This window comes from Aeromonas lacus (assembly GCF_000764665.1).
Taxonomy (GTDB): domain Bacteria; phylum Pseudomonadota; class Gammaproteobacteria; order Enterobacterales; family Aeromonadaceae; genus Aeromonas; species Aeromonas lacus.
Genome location: NZ_JRGM01000130.1, coordinates 88,632 through 107,864, shown reverse-complemented (window position 1 = coordinate 107,864; position 19,233 = coordinate 88,632). Strand labels below are relative to the sequence as shown.

The following is a 19,233-nucleotide window of genomic DNA, read 5'->3' as shown; positions in this document are numbered from 1 at the left end:
TGCAGATCGGCTGGCACCGCTATAATGACCCCCACTTTGTTTCATATGGGGAGCCTGCCGTGTCACATAGCGACGAACTCTCGCTTTTTCTGAATGAAGTGGCCGATGTCAGGCCCATTCGCAGCGACAATATCCATCCCCAGGGGGTGAAATCCGCCCCAACAGAAGCTCAGCTGGCCCGCCGTCAGGCCGCCACTGCCGAGCAGCTGGCGCTCGATCACCTCACCATGGAGGCGATCGAGATGCTCGACCCGCACGAGATCACCGGTTTCAAGCGCGATGGCGTACAAGAAGGGGTCTACAAAAAGCTGCGACTCGGCAAATACGAGCTGCAGGCAAGCCTGGACTTGCACCAGAAAACGCTCAATGAAGCGCGCCAGACGCTGGTGCAGTTCATCACTGATTGCGAGCAGCGCGATATCCGCTGCCTGCTGATCCTGCACGGCAAGGGGGAGCGCAGCACGTCGCGCGCCCTGCTGAAAAGCTACGTCAGCGCCTGGCTGCCGCAGTTGCCGGCGGTGATGGCCATCCACAGCGCCGAGCGCCGCCACGGCGGCAGCGGCGCCCTCTATGTATTGCTGCGCAAGAGCGAGCGCAAGAAAGCGGAAAACCGCGAACGCCACCAGAAGCGCCTCGGCTGATCCCGGGCGCCCGTCAGGGACGATCACAAGGACAACACCATGTCATACCAGAAACTTGAACAGCACCAGCAACAGCTGCACCGCCTCAACCACCTCTCCGCCATCTGTGGCTGGGATCGCGCTGCCATGATGCCGGAAGGGGGCAATGAGGCGCGTGCCGAAGCGCTGGCCGAGCTCGGCCTCATCATCCACCACAAGCGCACCGCCCCGGAACTTGGCGACTGGATTGCCAAGGCAGAGAGCGAGCAGCTGGACGAGGTGCAGCGCGCCAACCTGCGCGAAATCAAGCGCCAGTGGCAGGATGCCAGCCTGCTGCCCGGCGAGCTGGTCGAGGCGCTGTCGCTCGCCGGCAGCAAGTGCGAACACGCCTGGCGCAGCCAGCGCAAAAACAACGACTGGGCCGGTTTTGCCCCCAATCTCGAAGAGGTGGTGAAGCTCTCCCGCGAGGTGGCACGTTTGCGGGCAGACAAGCTCGGCGTGCGCCCCTACGACGCCATGCTGGCACTCTATGAGCCGGGCATGACCAGCAAGCGGCTGGATCAGATCTTCGGCGATCTCGCCAGCTGGCTGCCGCCCCTTATCCAGCAGGTCAGCGAGCGGCAGAAGGGAGAGTCCGTACTGCTGCCGCAAGGCCCCTTCCCCATCGCGGCCCAGCAGGCGCTTGGTCAGGAAGTAATGGGGCTGCTCGGTTTTGACTTCGCCCATGGCCGACTTGATGTGAGCAGTCACCCCTTCTGCGGCGGTGTACCGACCGATGTGCGCATCACCACCAGATACAACGAGCAGGAGTTTATCTCCAGCCTGATGGGCATAGTCCATGAGACTGGCCACGCCCGTTACGAGCAGGGCTTGCCACGCCAGCTGTCGGGGCAGCCGGTTGCCGAGGCGCGCTCCATGGCGATTCACGAGAGCCAGAGCCTGTTTTGCGAGATGCAGCTCGGCCACGATCCCGCCTTCCTCTCGTTGCTGGCGCCCCATATTCGTGCCCATTTCGGCGATCAGCCGGCCCTGAGCCCGAGCAATCTCGCCAGACTCTACAGCCGGGTCGAGCCCGGTTTTATCCGGGTCGATGCGGATGAGGTGACCTATCCTGCCCACGTCATCCTGCGCTACGAACTGGAGCGCGACCTGATAGAAGGGCGGATCGAAGTAGCAGACATCCCCGAACTGTGGGATGCGAAGATGCAGCAGTGGCTGGGACTCTCCACCAGGGGCAACTACCGCAATGGTTGCATGCAGGATATCCACTGGACTGACGGCTCCTTCGGCTACTTCCCGAGCTACACGCTCGGCGCCATGTATGCCGCTCAGCTGCGCTTTGCGCTGGAGAAAGAGCTCGGCAGCATGAGTGAGGTGATCGCCGCAGGCCGCCTGCCGGAGATCTTCGCCTGGCTCGGCCGCCATATCTGGTCGCAGGGTAGCAGCTACAGCACGGATGAGCTGATCAGCCGCGCTACCGGCGAGGCGCTGAACCCGCACTGGCTGCGCCAGCATCTGGAACAGCGCTATCTGAGGTGACAGCAATAAAAAACGGGGCGACAAGGCCCCGTTTTTTATTGGCAAACGATCCGTGTCAGAGTGGATCCTGCGCGTTCAAAAACTCGCGCAGTTGCAAGATGTTACCCTCCGGGTCAAACGCATTGCGCACCACGAACCCAGGCCCGGACCACTGCTGCGGCAGCAAGCCGCCACCGAGATCCGCCGCTTTCGCCTCCGCCCACGCAAGGCTTGGCACGGTAAAGAAGAGCTTGATGGCCCCCTGCTCGCGCAGCGCTGGCGGCGTTGTAATAACGACCTGTCCGATATAGGGCTCGGGGATGGCATGCACAAGCAGCTGGATGTCACCGTTCTCCAGCACGATCAGCTGCTCGCTCTGACTGCGGATCTCCATCTGCAGCAAGGTTCGATAAAAGTGGCTCAGCAAGCCCGGTTCCCTGGCGTAGATCAGGGCGCCGGCACGGGCGGGACCTGGCATAGTGCAATCCTCGGTGATAAAGGCCCAACCACCTTCGCACAGTTGCGCATGACCTTCACCTGTTTCAGCGCACATTCCGCGCAAACTTAATTGCTATCTCTGTCCGTTTCTGGCTAGTCATCACCCGCGATCCTGCTTAGTCTCTCACTCATCCCTTTTGTGCCGCATCAGCAAACACCCGGCACCCACCAGCAAGAGAGCCATGCCATGACGCCGCAGCACGAGCGTGACCAGCCACAGGATCACCAGATCAACGCCCTCAGCCGCGAGCAGTGCCACGCCGCACGGCTCGCCCGCGACGCGCGATTCGATGGCCGCTTCTTTACCGGCGTCATCTCGACCGGCATCTACTGCCGACCTGTCTGCCCGGCACGTCCGCCGCACGAGCACAATGTGCGTTACTTCCCGAGCGCCGCAGCGGCCGAGCAGTATGGCCTGCGACCCTGCCTGCGCTGCCGCCCTGAGCTGGCGCCCGCCGCTCGCAGCGACTTGCCTGCTCAGCTGACACGGCTGCTGGCGCGTATCGATCGCGGCGAGCTGGCAGACTGCACGCTCGCCGAACTGGCCGCAGAAGCCGGTATCAGTGAGCGCACGCTACGCCGCCAGTTCGAGGCCTACCTTGGCGCCTCGCCAAAGCAGGTGGAGCAGACGCGCCGCCTGCTGCTGGCGAAACGGCTGCTGACCGAGACTCGGCTGCCCATCACCGACATCGCGTTTGCCGCCGGATTTGCCAGCATCCGCCGCTTCAACGATGCCTGGCTGAACGCCTATGGGCTGGCCCCACGAACCCTGCGCCAGCAGGAAGGCTGCGACGATATGGCCGACCACAGTGCTTCAGGCCAGCGTGGGGCAACGCTGACACTGCAACTGCCCTACCGCCCTCCGTATGACGTAGCGGCCATGCTGGCGTTCTATCGGCTGCGGGCGATCCCCGGACTGGAGCGGGTGGATGGCGAAGTGTATGAGCGGCGCTATCTGGTTGGCGATCAGGTTGCAGTGGTGCGCATCGCGCAGGGCAAGGGGCACAGCCTGCAGCTCACCGTCCATGATCTGCCGCTCGCCGCGCTGCCTGATCTGCTCTATCGGGTGCGCAGGATGTGGGATCTCGATGCCGACATGCAGCGGATCGGCGCTCAGCTCGGTCAGGATCCACTACTGGCCCGTTTGCAGACACGCTGGCCCGGCGTGCGACTGCCGGGTGGCTGGGACGAGTACGAGGTGATGCTGCGCGCCATCGTCGGCCAGCAGGTCTCGGTCAAGGGGGCCATCACCATACTCGGGCGACTGGTGGCCCGCACCGAGGCCCAATTCGGGGTGGCGCAACTGCCGACCCCCACCCAGCTGTGTGAGCTCGATCTCGACGGCATCGGCATGCCCGGCAGCCGCATTCGCACCCTGCGGGGAGTGGCCGAGGCGCTGGCCAGCGGCGAGATGACCCTCACGACAGCCAGTGACGGCCAGTTGCTGGCACTACCGGGCATAGGCCCCTGGACGGTCGCTTACTGGCGGCTGCGCTGCGGACTCGATACCGATGCCTTCCCCGCCTCCGATCTGGTACTGCAAAAAGCGCTCGGGGGAGGCGCCAAACTACCGGTGAAAGAGGTATTGGCGCAGAGTGCCGCATGGCAGCCGTGGCGCGCCTACGCCGCAAGCTGGCTATGGCATGCCATGAGCGAAGCACCTGCCTTGCTTACCGATACCGGTCGCAACGAAGCGCAGTCCGGCAACCAACAACAGGAAATAACATCATGATCCGATACGATATTCTGCCGACCCGCTGCGGCGATCTGCTGGTTGCCATCAACGAGCATGGCTTGGTGCACGTGGACTTTGTCACGGGCCTGCGGGCGCTGCCCGATATGAGCGGCTGGCAGCAAGACGCCGCAGCGCTGGCCCCCTTCCTCGCCGAGTTTGACGCCTATTTTGCCGGTCGCTTGCAGCGCTTCTCCCTGCCCCTTGCGGCTCGTGGCACCGCCTTTCAGCAAGCGGTGTGGCAAGCGCTGTGTGACATCCCCTATGGCGAAACCCGCAGCTACAGCGATATTGCCCGTGCCATCGGCAAGCCGAATGCGGTACGAGCAGTGGGCGCGGCGAACGGCCGCAATCCGCTCTCGATCATCGTCCCCTGCCATCGGGTGATCGGCCAAAACGGCAGCCTGACCGGCTATGCGGGGGGATTGGAGATTAAAAAGGTGCTGCTGGCGCTGGAGAAGCAAGAGAAGAATGTTGTAACCACTGCACAGTAAAGAGCTCCGCCAAGCCGAACGAGGGCATCAACAATCGCTCACCGCATCGGGGCAAAAAATATGCCCCCGGAGCGGGGGCATAAGGGTTCTGCCATTACAACCATGCATCACTCATGGCGATGCACCGCTCGCAGCCTATTCAACCAGCTGATAGATCGCGTGGTTGACGAACTTGGGATCATTCGGCTTGACCCCTTCGACTCGCTTCAGCTTACTCCCCGCCAGTTTTTCGGTTTCCGGGTTGGTTGAGGAGTAGAAGTACACCTTGGCTCCGGCCGGCAACGCAGCCAGGCTCCAATTGTTATCCACTTTCTGCTCAAACCCTTCCGGATGCTGCTTGGCCATCTCCTTGACGTAAGCAGAGAGCACTTCGCGGGTCTCCATGGGATCTTCATGCACTACCGCTTTGCTGTCGATGCCCGGGAAATTGCCGCCACCGCTGCCGCGATAGTTGTTGGTGACCACATAGAAGTTCTGCTTCAGGTCGATCGGTTTGCCCTGATAGGTGAGCTCGGTGATCCTGTGCTTATCGCTGATCTGCTTGCCATCCTGGTCATAACGGGCTGGCTGGGTGATATCAATCTTGTATTGCACCCCTTTGATCATGTCGAAGTTATAGGGGCGGAAGTCATCGACCACCAGCCACTGCACCTTGCTGGCATCGGGGACGATATGGTTGTACTGGCTGACGCTCTTCTCCAGCCACTCTTTCACCGTCGCACCGTTAACTTTGGTCACTTGCAGGGTGTTGGGGAAGACATAGAGATCCGCCACGTTGCGCAGGGAGATCTTGCCCGCTGGCACCCAGGTAAAATCGTTCGGGCCGTTGCGGCCACCACGGAACGGCGCCACCGCCGACAAAACCGGCAGATCCTCGTTGAGGGCGCAATTCACCCCGTTATGACTCAGACAATCCGCCTTCACCTGATCAATGTGCCACTTCTGGGCATCGCTCACGATCTGGAGGGAGGCATCGTCCTGCACTACCGAGAAGAAGCTGTAGATGGGCTTGGCGATCTCGCTGATAGGATCGGCCAGCCACTGGTTGGTTGCATCATGGGTTTTGTCGACCAACGCCTCGATTTGACTATCTCCCGGCACATCCATGCTCTTGTCGACCAGCCGCACTTCCGAGTGACTGGAAACCACCTGCCAGCGGCCATCCTTCTGGGTCAATTTCAGGTCGATAACCCCAAGATGGTTACCCGCAACCCCCGGCATGACGGCAGGCACGCCGGCAATCCGGCCCTGGGCATTATCGACCTGGGCGACATCCGGATACTCGCCCGGGAAAGCCTTGTGGGCATGGCCCAGCAACAGAGCGTCAACGCCTTTCACCTGTGCCAGATAAACCGCAGCGTTCTCCATAAAGGGCTCCTGCGGCGTCCCCGTGATACCGGTGTGAGCCACTACAACCACCAGATCGGCCCCCTTGGCACGCATTTCGGGGATGTAGTGTTCAGCCGTCTCGACCATATCGGCCACGATGACCTTGCCTTCCAGATTACGGCGATCCCACTGCATGATCTGGGGCGGATTCACCCCCAGTACCCCTACCTTGACCGTCTGCACATTGCCATTGACGTCCTTCACCTGACGGTCGAGCAGCACATAAGGCTTGAAACGGTTGGGCATGGCATTCCAGTCGATCTTGCCATTGCCATCGCGTTTGAAATCGCGGGCATCGAACACGTTGGCATTCAATACCGGATAATTGGCCCCCGACAGCGCATCGGCCAGATAGTCGAGGCCATAATTGAACTCGTGGTTACCAAGGTTGCCGACATCATATTTCAACTGGTTGAGCGCATTGATTGCAGGATGCCCCAGCTTTTTCAGGTAATCCGGATTGCCCTTGTATTGTGCAAACACGTAATCCGACAACGGCGTACCCTGGATCAGGTCGCCATTATCGATCAGCAGGTTGTTGCCATTTTCCTCACGGGCTTTATGGATCAACAGCGCGGTACGGGAGAGCCCGAGAGAGTGGTCGACCTTGTTCTGGTAGTAGTCAAAACAAAGCAGATTGGAGTGAATATCGGAGGTCTCGATCAGACGCAGATTGACATCTCCCGGGGCGGTTTTTCCATTATCGCTATTGCAACCGGAGAGCAGCAGCAATACGGCCACCGAGCTCAGCGTGAGGGTCGTCTTCATTGGTATAGTCATGAGTTGTTTCTCACTTTATGTTGTGTTTATCGTTAATGCCAGCCCGTACATTCTACCTGCAAACCAGACAGATTCATGTGAGCAAAATTGCATAAATGGCTCATATTACTATCTGTCTTTCATATGCTCTGACAACGAGTCTTAACTTAAAACAACACCAATTAATAACAATAAAAACAATGTCTAAACAACATATAAACCGCTATAAAAAAGCAGCCCATTTCAATATCTGCTGCCAGTTAATAGGTGTCCCATCACCCCAGTCATGTTTCAGCAGTAATGCAACATCCAAAGAACATTGCAACATGAGGATGTAACCATTTGAAATTGGATTTACTTTTCAGTTCCGAACAATCACGCTTAATTACCACTCATTTTCATCCGGTATCTATTAATAGAGTACTAATAGAAATAGCCACTGCATAACTACCGGTGACACCCTATTTAATGGAGAAAAATGATCGACAACACCTTAACAATACACGCCCAACACAGAATAAGAATGTCAGCGTAAAAACATCAACTGGCATTATTTCAGCAACTGAAATAACCATTCGTAAGAATCTGTGAGCATTGACTGATTGATACATGGATTTTTAAAAATCCAATGATGGAGACAAACCTTATACTTATATACTGAATTTATTAAATATCGATATTGTATTGGGAATAAATGCATTACCCAAAGTCGATGACAACGTCGTGACCCAATTAATCTCATTCAGCCGAATAGGTACACAAAGCGCCATTCAGAGCTTGAAAGCGGCTGCGCAGTTCCAGCCGTAATCGCCAAAAACAGAGCCCCAGAGCCAAACTCCGGGGCTTTTTCATTGCTTCCCAGCCTGCACTGGCTTAACAGAGCTACATTCCTGCTATCACTTCTTCAAACTGCCCATCACATGCATTTCGCAGCGGTTGCAGTCAAAACGCAGGCGGAAGGTATCTTTACCCATCTTGAGCTCCAGTGGCTCGGCCTTGAGACCCGGAACCTCGTTCGGGCAGAGGTTCTGGCTGTAACGGATACAGTGCTTGGTGATCATCAGTACCACTTCCCGCTCCTCCTTGTTCGCCTCATAGGCGGGGGCAATACGCTCCACCCCGTGCTCATGGAAGAACTTTTCGGCGGCGCTGTTCAGCACATTGCCAAGATAGGAGAGGCGGTGCTGGGGATAGCTGATATCCCGCAGGGCGATGCGTCGCTCGGGGCGCTGGTAGCTGGCCACGCGCGCCACCTCCAGCGCAGCGATGCCATCCCGGCGCAGCCCGTTGAGCTGTGATGCGGCGATGAATAGCGGGTAAGTGAATGCCAACTCAATCTTGCGCGCCACAAACAGGGTATTGCCGAGTTTGCCAAGCTGGTCGCGCGCCTGTTGCAGCGCCCGCTCCGGATTGTCGGCTGGCTGCTTGTCGCAAGACAGGGTCACCGCGGCGCTGATCCCCTGCTCGTCGGTAAGCGTGAGGCACAAGCCCTCCTCGCACTCTGCCAGCACCATATCGACCCGGATGCGGCGATCCGCGCTCGCCTTCTCCAGCATCTTGCTGAACGCCTGATCGTGGTTGCGGTAGATTTCGGTGCCCACCTTCAACCCCGGCATGCGTTCTGACAGGAGTAACTGCTTACCTTCGACTTTGTTGAGGCGCATCCCCACCAGCTCGTTGTTCGGCTTGAAGAAGCCCAAACCGTCACCGTTGTTGAGGGTGACCTGCTTGCCGTCGATCTCGATACCATCCTTGGTCACTCTGGTGACACGCCCGAGCGGTTCACCCACGTATTTCGGGCTCTTGGTGGAGTCGATCCCCTGCTGGCGGCCATTAAGGAAGTAGTCAGTGCTGCCACGGTTGAAGCTCTTTTTGGGATCAGGCTCGAAGCTGTAGCTGCAACGACCCGCCGAGGCAGCCACCAGATCGGAGCGGCTGTCGAGAATGGCGTCGAGCTTTTTGCGATACCAGGCAGTGACGTTCTTGACGTAGTCGAGCCCCTTGAGGCGCCCCTCGATCTTGAAGGAGCGAATGCCCGCCTCGATCAAGGCCTCCAGGTTATCGGTCTGATCCATATCCTTGAGGGACAGCAGGTGGCTGTCGGCCACCAGCACTTCACCGTCCGGCTTTTGCAGCGAGCAAGGCAGACGGCAGAGCTGGGCACATTCACCGCGGTTGGCACTGCGGCCGGTACGGGCGTGGCTGATGTTGCACTGGCCGCTGTAGGAGACACAGAGCGCGCCGTGGATAAAGAACTCCAGCTGCACGTTGGTTGCCGCGCTGATCTCGCGGATCTGCGCAAGGGACAACTCGCGCGCCAGCACCACCTGAGAGAAGCCCACATCCTGCAGAAACTTCACCTTCTCCGGCGTGCGGTTGTCAGTCTGGGTACTGGCATGGAGCGCGATGGGAGGGAGATCGAGCGCCAGCAGCCCCATGTCCTGCACGATCAGCGCATCGGCCCCCGCTTCATAGATCTGCTGGGTCAGGCGCCGGGCCTGCTCCAGCTCGTGATCGTGCAGCAAGGTGTTGAAGGCGACAAAGACCTGGGCACCGAAACGGTGGGCGTGACGCGCCAGCGCTTCGATATCTTCGAGGGTGTTGCCCGCCGCACTGCGGGCGCCAAAGGCAGGGCCGCCAATGTAGACGGCATCGGCGCCATGGTTGATGGCTTCGATGCCGTAGGCGAGGTTTTTGGCCGGAGCCAGCAGCTCCAACCGGTTGTTGTGGCTTAACGGGTGCTTGTTCTGGTGCATGGTCTCGGGATCAGAGCGGACAGCAAATGGCCGCTACTCTAGCCCATTCACCACCCGCATGCCTTGATCCCGCTTAAGGTATCTGCGAAATGCAGGATTAGATAACCACCTTGAGTGCCAGTCCCAGCAGCACCAAGCCGCTCACCTTATCGATCACAAAGGATTTGGCTTTAAGCCATGCCAGCACAGGCCCGCGCGAGAGCACCAGCGCCACCAGCACGTACCAGACTGCATCGATCCCGCCCGCGGTGAGCATCATGATGCCACCTTCGCTCCAGCCGGTATCGGCTCGCACAAACTGGCTGAACAGGGCGATGAAGAACACCGCCAGCTGGGGGTTGAGAAAGGCCACCATAAAACCTTCAAAGGCACCCTGCCGACCGCGCAGCTGGTGCACCTCTTCACTCGCTTCACCATTGGCAGGCTTGGCCAGCAGGGCTTTCACCCCAAGCCAGGCAAGAAACGCGGCACCGCCGTAGCGGATCAGATCAAACAGGATCGGGGTCTGGGTGATCAGGATGGAGAGCCCAAGCGCGGTGACCAGCGCATAGATACCAACCCCGAGGCCGTGGCCAAGCGCAGTGGCGACGCCATGCCCCTGCCCGCCCTGCACCGTGTTGCGGATGATCAGCGCCAGACTCGGCCCCGGGCTGATGGCGCCCATCACGCAGATTGCGGCCAGTGCCAGCCAACTCGTCAGTTCCATGCTTTTCCTCTTTATATGCTCGATATGATGCCCTGCATTCAGGGTACGGGTTGAGCAATTATGCCAGTAGTGAAAGTTATGAATAGATTCCATAACCAATGGCTATAGCAGCACACAACTAACTGAGACTAATCACTGTGACCGAGCAGCTTGCGACTCTCGCCAACGGTACGTTGCAGGTGATCCCGCAGGAAAGGGTAGGCCAGCTCGCGAAACCAGCGGTGGGCCGGATCCTGATGATGGCGCTGGTGCCACAGCAGATGATACTGCTGGTCACGGGTAGCAAACGGCAGGTCGACAAAGGTGAGCCCATGGCCGCAGGAGAGCTGCCAGGCAATATGGGCCGGGGTGGTCATCAGGCAATCGGTGCGCAGCAACACCTCCACCGCCGCCTGAAAGAAGGGAACCCTGGCAAACCAGCGCCGACCCAGTCCCTGCGGCGCCAACACCTGTTCAACCGGGCTGTCCTTGTCGCCACCGCCGCTCACCTGCAGGTGAGGCCAAGCCAGATAGTCATCGAGACTCAGCGCCTTGCCCGCCAGCGGGTGATGACGTCCCATCAACACCGCCAGCCGATCTTCCCCCTGATGCAGACCGCGTATCTGATCCGGCACCTGCTCGGTGATGGTGGAGACCAGATCGAGCTCGGACTGCCACAGTTGCGGCAGCTGGCGCTTGTCCCACAAGCTGTACTCCAGCGCCGCCAACGGCGCCTCTTTGGCGAGCGCGGCGCAGATATCGGGCAGAATATGCTGAGCCACATAATCAGAAGAGGCGAGCCGAAATACCCGCTCACAGCGGCTCGGATCAAACCCGGGCGCCTCGTAGAGACGTTCCAGTGCACCGAGAGAGTCCGCCAGCTGGGCTGCCAGCGCTTCAGCCCGTGGCGTCAGCAGCCAGCGTTGCCCCTCCCGCACCAGCAGCTCGTCGTCAAACTCGCTGCGCAACTGGGCAAGCTGCTTGCTGATGGAGGGTTGACTCAAGTGCAGCAGCTCGGCAGCCCGGCTGATATTGCGGGTCTCCAGCAGTACCTTGAGGGTGGGCAGCAAGTTGAGATTGGCTCTGAGCAAGGGATACCCTCATCGGTGGCGAAACGCCTATCTTAGGACAAGCAAGCATCTCGTTTTAAGCAAAATTTCCAGCCATGTTCAGCACGTTGCGACCCTTTCTTGCCAGATGGCGCAGCCACTTGCCCAGCACATAACCATGACCACAAGATGACAGTGGTTGTCTCGTACGGCATAATTGCACGATTTTCCGCCCGCGGGGCGCTCCACTTTGAGAAGCGGTAACAAGATGAAATACGCCAATATCACAGGCTGGGGAAAATGCCTGCCCCCCTCCGTGCTGACCAACGATGATCTCAGCACCATCATGGATACGTCAGATGAGTGGATCTATCCCCGTACCGGCATCAAGCAGCGTCGGGTCTCCCATGTCAGTACCTCAGACCTGGCCACTCTGGCTGGCCGTCGCGCGCTGGCTTGTGCCGGTCTCGAAGCGAGCGACCTCGATGGCATCATCCTGGCTACCGCCACCCCAGACAACCTGCTGCCAAGCGCCGCCTCTGCGGTGCAGAAGAAACTGGGCGCCGTGAACGCCGCCGTGTTCGATCTCAACGCTGCCTGCACCGGTTTCGTCTACTCCCTCTCGGTCGCTACCTCACTGGTACAGACCGGCATGATGAAAAAGGTGCTGGTGATCGGCGCCGAGCGCCTCACCTATCTGCTGGACTGGGCCCGTCGCGATACAGCGGTACTGTTTGGCGACGGCGCCGGTGCCGTGGTGATCGAGACAAGCGAGCAGGAGTGTGGTCTGATTGCCAACAAGCTCGGCTGTGACAGCGAAGCCCGGGAGATCCTGCACGTACCGAACTTCGGTACCGATCGGGTGCGTTTTGCCGATATCGATGGGCTGTTCACCTTCAACTTCGAAGGTCAGGAGATCTTCAAGCGTGCCGTACGCGGTATGGGTGAAGCAACTTCTACCGTTTTGTCTCAGGCTGGAGTGACCCCCGAGCAGATCGACCTGATCGTTCCCCATCAGGCCAATATCCGCATCATCGAAACCCTCGCCAAGCGGATGAATGCGCCAATGGATAAGGTGATGGTCAACATCGAAAACTACGGCAACACCTCGGCCGCCACCGTGCCCATCGCCCTGTGCGAAGCGCTGGAGCAGGGCCGTGTCCAGCCAAACTCCTATCTGCTGACCGCCGCCTTCGGTGCCGGCCTGACCTGGGGCGCCGCCATCATCAAGTGGGGCGATCGTGTTACCCCTATCAGTAAGTGCGAGGCTGAACTGCCGCCGTGCGACAAGAGCGCGCTGGAGCTCATCGCCCATGCGGTGGAAGGGTGCCAAAAAGCCCACGCCAACGAAGCCTGACAGCTACCGCTTTCAGCAAAAGAGCCTGCAATTGCAGGCTCTTTTTTTATCCAGTTCACCCAACTCCTGTTCTTGTCCCCTTAACAGCGCCTCTGACTACCTGTCATAACAGACCAATTTGCAGCCAATTATTTTTTTTACGCTACCCTTATTGTGCCAACTATAAATAAAGAAAGAGATTCAAGAGACCCTCACATTAAAACCATTGGCTCTTGAACCCCTAAAAATTTTGCACTGGGATAAAACTTCAAATGACACAACCAAAAAGTGGCGTAAACACACCGCTTTGGGAACCGGTTTGCTGGTTCTGCGGTATCGGTCTTGGCGTGTTGAGCTGCCTGCTGTTACAGCTTGCCGGCGCCCTTTCGCTCATTTACCTGCTTGTTACCGTGCTCTTCTCCTGCGGGGCCTCTCTCTGGACATCTCGCCATTTCCATCAGCAGTTGCACCACCAGCAAACTCGCGCAGCTGATTCTGCGGCCATAGATAACAGCGTATATGCCCACTCCATCGCTGGTCTCGAACAGGTATGTGAAAAAGTTCTCCCCATCTGGTCAAAACAGATTGAAAACTCTCGCCAACAGACCGAGGAGGCAATGATCGATCTGACTCAACGCTTCAGCGGATTGGCCACCAAGCTGGAAGAAGCCGTCAATGCCTCTCATCTTGCTGCGGGGGAACTGGGAGATGCCAACTCTCGCGGCATGGCAGGAGTTCTGAGCGAAAGCCAACAACAGCTCAATGAAGTCGTGGCCATCTTGCACTCGGCGCAAGCCAATCGGGATGCCATGCTGGCCGAGATAAAAAGCCTGACAACCTACACCATCGAACTCAATGCCATGGCGATGGATGTTGCCAAGATTGCCTCCCAGACCAACCTGCTGGCACTCAACGCAGCCATTGAAGCTGCACGGGCTGGCGAAGCCGGACGTGGTTTTGCCGTGGTAGCGGATGAAGTGCGTAACCTGTCACGCCTCTCCAGCGAAACAGCCCAAAAAATGACGGATAAAGTCGACACCATCAACACAGGGATCAGCCGTGCATTTCAGATTGCCGAAAATGCCGCGGCACGGGATCACGCCTCGGCCCTCAATTCCGAGCAAACCATCGAGCAAGTACTGAGCCGCTTTCGTCATGCCACCGACAGTCTGGCTGAGTCAGCGTCTTTACTGCAAAACGAAAGCACAGAAATCCATCGCGAGATCTCCAACGTTATTGTCTCACTGCAATTTCAGGACAGGGTCAGCCAGATCCTGAGCCATATCCGGAAAAATATGGAGAACCTCTCGAACCACCTGCAATCGGAGCAAAACAACCAGCTATCGGGACCAATCCGGATCGATGCCAACCGGTGGTTGGCTGATATGGAGCTCTCATATGCAACCGATGAGCAACGCAATATTCACCATGGTCGCACTACCCGTACAGTCCAAGCGCAAACAAGCAGCGCTGACATCACATTTTTCTAGGAGAGATATATGGGCAAAACGATCCTGATCGTGGATGACTCGGCAACCATTCGCCAAGTCGTAGGCATGACGCTCAAAGGCGCAGGTTATGAAGTAATGGAAGCCTGTGATGGCAAGGACGCGCTCAAAAAACTCGACGGCAAGAAGATCAACCTGATCATCAGCGACGTCAACATGCCCAACATGGATGGTATCACCTTTGTTAAAGAGGCGAAAAAGCTGGCTAGCTACAAATTCACTCCCGTCATCATGCTGACGACAGAGTCGCAGGATAGCAAAAAGCAGGAAGGCCAGGCTGCAGGCGCCAAAGCATGGGTAGTCAAACCGTTCCAGCCGGAACAGATGCTCTCCGCGGTATCCAAACTGATCATGCCATGATCCCGGAGCTCATATGTCATTGCAAAGCGAGATGCTGGATAACAAGACAGTGGTAACACTACCTGACGAGCTCACCATATACACAGTGGGCGAAATCAAAGAGGCACTCACCCCCTTGCTCTATCAAGGACGGGAACTGGAACTCAATCTGGCAAATATTGCCGAGATAGATAGTGCGGGACTCCAACTGCTGATCGCAGCCAAAAAAAGTGCACAGCAACAAGGTTACCCCCTCTCGCTGGTCTGGCATAGCAACGTCGTGCTGGAACTTCTGGAACTTTGCCAATTATCCGGATTCTTTGGCGATCCAACTCTCATCACTCATGACGAGCGGCCCTGAGCCACCATGACAAGGAGTCACTGTGAGTATCGATCTTGATCAGGCTTTACAAACCTATATTGCCGAGGCGCGTGATCTACTCGAAGAGATGGAATCCGCTCTACTCTCACTGGAAGGTGAGCCAGATAATGGTGAACTGATAGGTGCCATCTTTCGTGCGGCTCACACCATCAAAGGCTCTGCAGGGCTGTTTGGGCTGCAGCCGATTGTCGGGTTTACCCACATCGTAGAGGATCTGCTCGACCAGATAAGAAACCAGCAATTTGTTGTCACCTCTCCCTTGATAAAGGATCTGCTGGAGAGCTGTGATCACATCCAGCTACTCATCAGTGTCGTGGCCGAACAGGGCTCTGCATTGAGCGATAGCGACGAAATGCAGGATCAGCGCTTGCGGCTTGCTCTCACCCGTTACCAATGCGTACCGCAAACCACGTTGCCAGATACTATACCCACTCCCGAAGCCAAAATTGAAAAAGAGGGAGCTGTCACCAGCTCTGCATCGCTATGGCATATCTCCCTGCGCTTTGGCCAAGACGTGCTGCGCAACGGCATGGATCCTGCGGCCTTTCTGCGCTATCTCTGCACGCTCGGTACTATCAGTGCACTGGAGACCATTCACCAGGCCATACCGGATTGGGATCAATTTGATCCGGAAAATTGCCATCTCGGTTACGAAATTGATTTCGACTCTCAGGCCGATAAGGCTGCCATCAGCGACGTCTTTGAATTTGTCAGAGATGACTGCCAGATTGCCATTCTCCCCCCCCACAGCAAGATCACCGAGTTCATCAATCTCATTGAATCGCTGCCGGAAGATAACGCCATGCTGGGGCAACTGCTGGTCAACACCGGAGCCCTGACCGCAGAAGAGCTGGCCGCTGGACTACAAACCCAGCAAGCAACATCCAATGAAATCGCGCCCAAGCTTGGTGAAATCCTCATCGCGCAAGGCGCTGTCAATGAAGCCGTTGTCGATGCTGCACTGAAAAAACAAAACCAGACCAAAGAGAGCAAAAACAAGGAAGGGCGCTACGTCAGGGTACATGCCGACAAGCTGGATGACCTGATCAATCTGGTTGGGGAGTTGGTAGTCGCCAGTTCAGGGGCAAACATGCTCGCGCAGCGCATCAGGGAAGCACAGTTACAGGAAGCAACATCGGTGATCGCCATGCTGGTGGAAGAGATCCGCGATAATGCATTGCGCCTGAGAATGGTCCCCATTGGGGATACCTTCAACCGCTTTCAACGAGTTGTACGAGATGTGAGTCAGGAGCTAAACAAAGAAATCACCTTGGTAATATCAGGTGCAGAAACCGAGCTGGACAAATCCGTTGTGGAGAAGATCGGCGACCCGCTCATGCATCTGGTCAGAAATGCGATGGATCATGGTATCGAATCAGCCGAGCAACGCCTCCTTGCGGGCAAACCGTCCAAAGGAACGTTGAACCTCAACGCCTACCACGACTCTAACAGTATCGTTATCGAGATCAGGGATGATGGTGCCGGCCTCAACAAGGCAAGGATCCAACAAAAAGCCATTGAACGCGGTTTGATCAGTACCACCAGTACGCTGACAGACCAGGAGATTTACCAACTCATCTTCGAGCCCGGCTTTTCCACTGCCGAAGCGATTACCAATCTTTCCGGCCGCGGCGTCGGTATGGATGTGGTCAAACGCAATATTACTGCCCTGCGTGGCACAGTTGAGCTCGACAGCATCCCAGGCAAGGGCACCAGAGTGCAAATCCGCCTTCCGCTGACACTCGCCATCATCGACGGTTTTCTGGTCAGGGTCTGCGATACCCATTATGTGATCCCGCTGGATATGGTGATCGAGTGCGTAGAATTAACCCCGAACGCTCTGGCCGATACACAAGGACGAAATTACATCAACTTGCGAGGTGAAGTGCTGCCCTTCATTCGTCTGCAGCACTACTTTGATACCCAAGGCATCAAGGGGCGTCGTGAGAATATTGTAGTGGTGAGTTATGCAGGGAAAAAATCTGGACTGGTAGTCGATGAGTTGCTGGGAGAGTTTCAAACTGTCATCAAACCTCTGGGTAAATTATTCCAGCGGCTGCAGGGAATAAGTGGTTCAACCATTTTGGGAGGAGGCGAAATTGCTCTTATCCTCGATATCCCATCGCTTATTCAGCACGCAATAAACCAAGAATCAGGGCAATTTAGCCGATTAAATCCCCCATCAATCCAACCCCAAATCAGCATCAACTGAGGAGTCACATATGTTTAAAAACTCCACCATAAAATTACGCCTCATTGTTCTGCTTTGCCTGCTTTGCACACTGCTGCTCGGAGTTGGTAGCCTTGGCTTATATAATATGCAGAGCAGCAATACAGGGTTGCAACGGGTATACAACGACCGGGTGGTTCCACTCAAGCAACTGAAAACCATCTCTGATCGCTACGCCGTATCCATCATCGACAACATCAATAAAGCCAATGCAGGCCTCATCACGGCAGAAGAGGCGCTTACCCAGATAGAGCAAGCTCAACAAGAGATCAAACAGGTCTGGCAGAATTACCAGTCCACCACGCTCACCAGCGAGGAGCAGCGTTTATCCTCCGAAGCTATCAACCTGTTTAGCGCAGCCAATAGGGACATTGGCAAACTGGAGAAATTTCTGGCTACGCAACATGGGATGATCCCCGGCATGCTCAACAATTTCGATGGTGCGCTCTACGAATCCATCGATCCGATAGGCAATAAAATAACTGAACTGGTTACCTTGCAGTTGAGCGTAGCCAAATCTGAATACGCTGCCGCTCAATCCTGGTACCACAACATGCTGATTACAATGGCATCCGTCATCATTGCAGGCATGGTTATCGCAGCTTGGTTCGGCACCATGCTGATAAAAAGTATTATCACCCCCATTGAACAAGCCTTGAATGTTGCCAATAGTCTCGCGGCAGGCAACCTCGATGTATCGATAAAGATTGAGTCAAATGACGAAGCAGGTCAGTTGCTGCTAGCCATGGATAATATGGTCAAGACTCTCGGTGCCCTGATTACAGATATTGAAACGCTGGTAACGGCAGCGGTGGAAGAGGGGGACTTCAGCCATAAAATTGCACTGGAAAACCGCCAAGGTTATATCAAGCGTGTATCAGAACTATTGAACCGGTTATCTCACGTCACGGATACCAGCCTTGAGGATGTGATGCGCATCGCAACCTCTCTCTCCAAGGGAGACCTGACACAACGTATTGACGAGCCCTACCCCGGGATTTTTGGTCAGACAAAAGATGGCTTGAACCAAACCATAGTGGCACTGACACACATTATTGAAGAGGTGCGCAACGCCGCAGATAACCTCACCAATGCATCCAACCAGGTGAGCAACACTGCACAGGCATTAAGCCAGGCAACCAGCGAACAAGCAGCCAGCGTCGAGGAGACAAGTGCATCCATTGAGCAAATGAGTGCCAGCATCAATCAGAACACTGAGAATGCCAAAATCACCGACAGCATGGCCAGCAACTCGGTAAAAGAGGCAACCGAAGGTGGACGCTCTGTTCAGCAAACCGTGGCAGCCATGCAGCAAATAGCCAAGAAAGTCAGCATTATCGATGATATTGCCTACCAAACTAACCTTCTGGCACTGAACGCCGCCATCGAAGCAGCCCGCGCCGGAGAACATGGTAAAGGTTTTGCTGTGGTCGCGGCTGAAGTTCGAAAACTGGCTGAACGCAGCCAGGTCGCCGCGCAGGAGATTGGTGAGCTATCTTCCGACAGCGTCAGCAAAGCTGAATGTGCTGGCAGTTTGCTGGAAAAAATTGTCCCCTCGATCCGCAAAACATCCGATCTGGTTCAGGAAATTAATGCGGCTTCCTCTGAACAAGCCAGCGCAGCCAACCAAATCAGTCTGGCAATGAGTCAACTTAATCAGGTAACACAGCAAAATGCGGCCAGCAGCGAAGAGTTGGCAGCCACAGCGGAAGAGATGAGCTCACAAGCAAGTGAACTACAGCAGACCATGTCCTTTTTCTCGCTGGAAAAAAATCCGCAAACCAGTGTCAGTCAGTATGAGCAGAGCCATAAAAGCCATAAAGCATCTCCTCCCAGAGGAAGCTTTATTGCCCCACCACAACGGGCTATTCCGCCACATCAGCCCCCATCTTCATCCCTGAATGAAGCTGATTTTATTCACTTTTAACCGGAGGACCG

Annotated in this window: 15 protein-coding genes; 10 read left to right on the top strand and 5 right to left on the bottom strand. The window is 56.5% G+C overall.

All coding sequences use genetic code 11. From position 1 onward, the window contains the following. The first annotated feature begins 59 nt into the window (after positions 1-59). On the top strand, positions 60-641 hold the full coding sequence (smrA, locus tag LG31_RS0109240; RefSeq protein WP_033114183.1) for a DNA endonuclease SmrA: 582 nt from the start codon (positions 60-62) through the stop codon (positions 639-641). Between the two features lie 39 nt (positions 642-680). Further along, positions 681-2,159 carry a carboxypeptidase M32 gene (locus tag LG31_RS0109235; RefSeq protein WP_033114182.1) on the top strand — a complete coding sequence of 493 codons (1,479 nt, stop codon included), beginning with the start codon at positions 681-683 and terminating at the stop codon, positions 2,157-2,159. Between the two features lie 55 nt (positions 2,160-2,214). On the opposite strand, the gene LG31_RS0109230 is transcribed toward LG31_RS0109235, so the two are convergent. Continuing rightward, positions 2,215-2,616, bottom strand: a complete 402-nt coding sequence (locus LG31_RS0109230) for a VOC family protein (RefSeq protein ID WP_033114181.1) — start codon at positions 2,614-2,616, stop codon at positions 2,215-2,217. A gap of 207 nt (positions 2,617-2,823) precedes the next feature. On the opposite strand from LG31_RS0109230, the gene LG31_RS0109225 reads away from it, so the two are divergent. Next, positions 2,824-4,368 carry an AlkA N-terminal domain-containing protein gene (locus tag LG31_RS0109225; RefSeq protein ID WP_033114180.1) on the top strand — a complete coding sequence of 515 codons (1,545 nt, stop codon included), beginning with the start codon at positions 2,824-2,826 and terminating at the stop codon, positions 4,366-4,368. After that, positions 4,365-4,862, top strand: a complete 498-nt coding sequence (locus LG31_RS0109220) for a methylated-DNA--[protein]-cysteine S-methyltransferase (RefSeq protein WP_033114179.1) — start codon at positions 4,365-4,367, stop codon at positions 4,860-4,862. Before LG31_RS0109225 ends, LG31_RS0109220 begins: the two co-directional genes overlap by 4 nt. 135 nt (positions 4,863-4,997) lie before the next feature. Here LG31_RS0109220 and LG31_RS0109215 read toward each other — a convergent pair whose 3' ends face one another. The 4 genes from LG31_RS0109215 to LG31_RS0109200 all read right to left on the bottom strand — a co-directional run bounded on the left by LG31_RS0109215 (position 4,998) and on the right by LG31_RS0109200 (position 11,542). Beyond that, entirely contained in the window at positions 4,998-7,019 is a 2,022-nt protein-coding gene (locus LG31_RS0109215) for a bifunctional 2',3'-cyclic-nucleotide 2'-phosphodiesterase/3'-nucleotidase (protein ID WP_033114178.1), read from the bottom strand. Between the two features lie 887 nt (positions 7,020-7,906). After that, a complete protein-coding gene (locus LG31_RS0109210; protein ID WP_033114177.1) occupies positions 7,907-9,766 on the bottom strand; it encodes a peptidase U32 family protein in 1,860 nt (619 codons plus the stop codon). A 97-nt stretch (positions 9,767-9,863) separates the two neighbouring features. After that, positions 9,864-10,472: a LysE family translocator gene (locus LG31_RS0109205; protein WP_033114176.1), complete on the bottom strand. Its 609-nt coding sequence runs from the start codon at positions 10,470-10,472 to the stop codon at positions 9,864-9,866. A 128-nt stretch (positions 10,473-10,600) separates the two neighbouring features. Further along, entirely contained in the window at positions 10,601-11,542 is a 942-nt protein-coding gene (locus LG31_RS0109200; protein WP_033114175.1) for a LysR family transcriptional regulator, read from the bottom strand. 226 nt (positions 11,543-11,768) lie between these two features. Between LG31_RS0109200 and LG31_RS0109195 the strand changes: the two genes are divergently transcribed. From LG31_RS0109195 to LG31_RS0109170, 6 genes are all read left to right on the top strand, one after another. After that, positions 11,769-12,857 carry a ketoacyl-ACP synthase III gene (locus LG31_RS0109195; protein ID WP_033114174.1) on the top strand — a complete coding sequence of 363 codons (1,089 nt, stop codon included), beginning with the start codon at positions 11,769-11,771 and terminating at the stop codon, positions 12,855-12,857. Positions 12,858-13,108: 251 nt separating this feature from the next. Next, entirely contained in the window at positions 13,109-14,326 is a 1,218-nt protein-coding gene (locus LG31_RS0109190; RefSeq protein ID WP_033114173.1) for a methyl-accepting chemotaxis protein, read from the top strand. Positions 14,327-14,335: 9 nt separating this feature from the next. Then, a complete protein-coding gene (locus LG31_RS0109185; protein WP_033114172.1) occupies positions 14,336-14,704 on the top strand; it encodes a response regulator in 369 nt (122 codons plus the stop codon). Between the two features lie 13 nt (positions 14,705-14,717). Beyond that, positions 14,718-15,044 (top strand): STAS domain-containing protein, encoded by a 327-nt coding sequence (locus LG31_RS0109180; protein ID WP_033114171.1) that lies wholly within the window; start codon positions 14,718-14,720, stop codon positions 15,042-15,044. 22 nt (positions 15,045-15,066) lie between these two features. Then, positions 15,067-17,277 (top strand): chemotaxis protein CheA, encoded by a 2,211-nt coding sequence (locus LG31_RS0109175; RefSeq protein ID WP_033114170.1) that lies wholly within the window; start codon positions 15,067-15,069, stop codon positions 17,275-17,277. 10 nt (positions 17,278-17,287) lie between these two features. Further along, on the top strand, positions 17,288-19,222 hold the full coding sequence (locus LG31_RS0109170; RefSeq protein WP_033114169.1) for a methyl-accepting chemotaxis protein: 1,935 nt from the start codon (positions 17,288-17,290) through the stop codon (positions 19,220-19,222). The last annotated feature ends 11 nt before the right edge of the window (positions 19,223-19,233 follow it).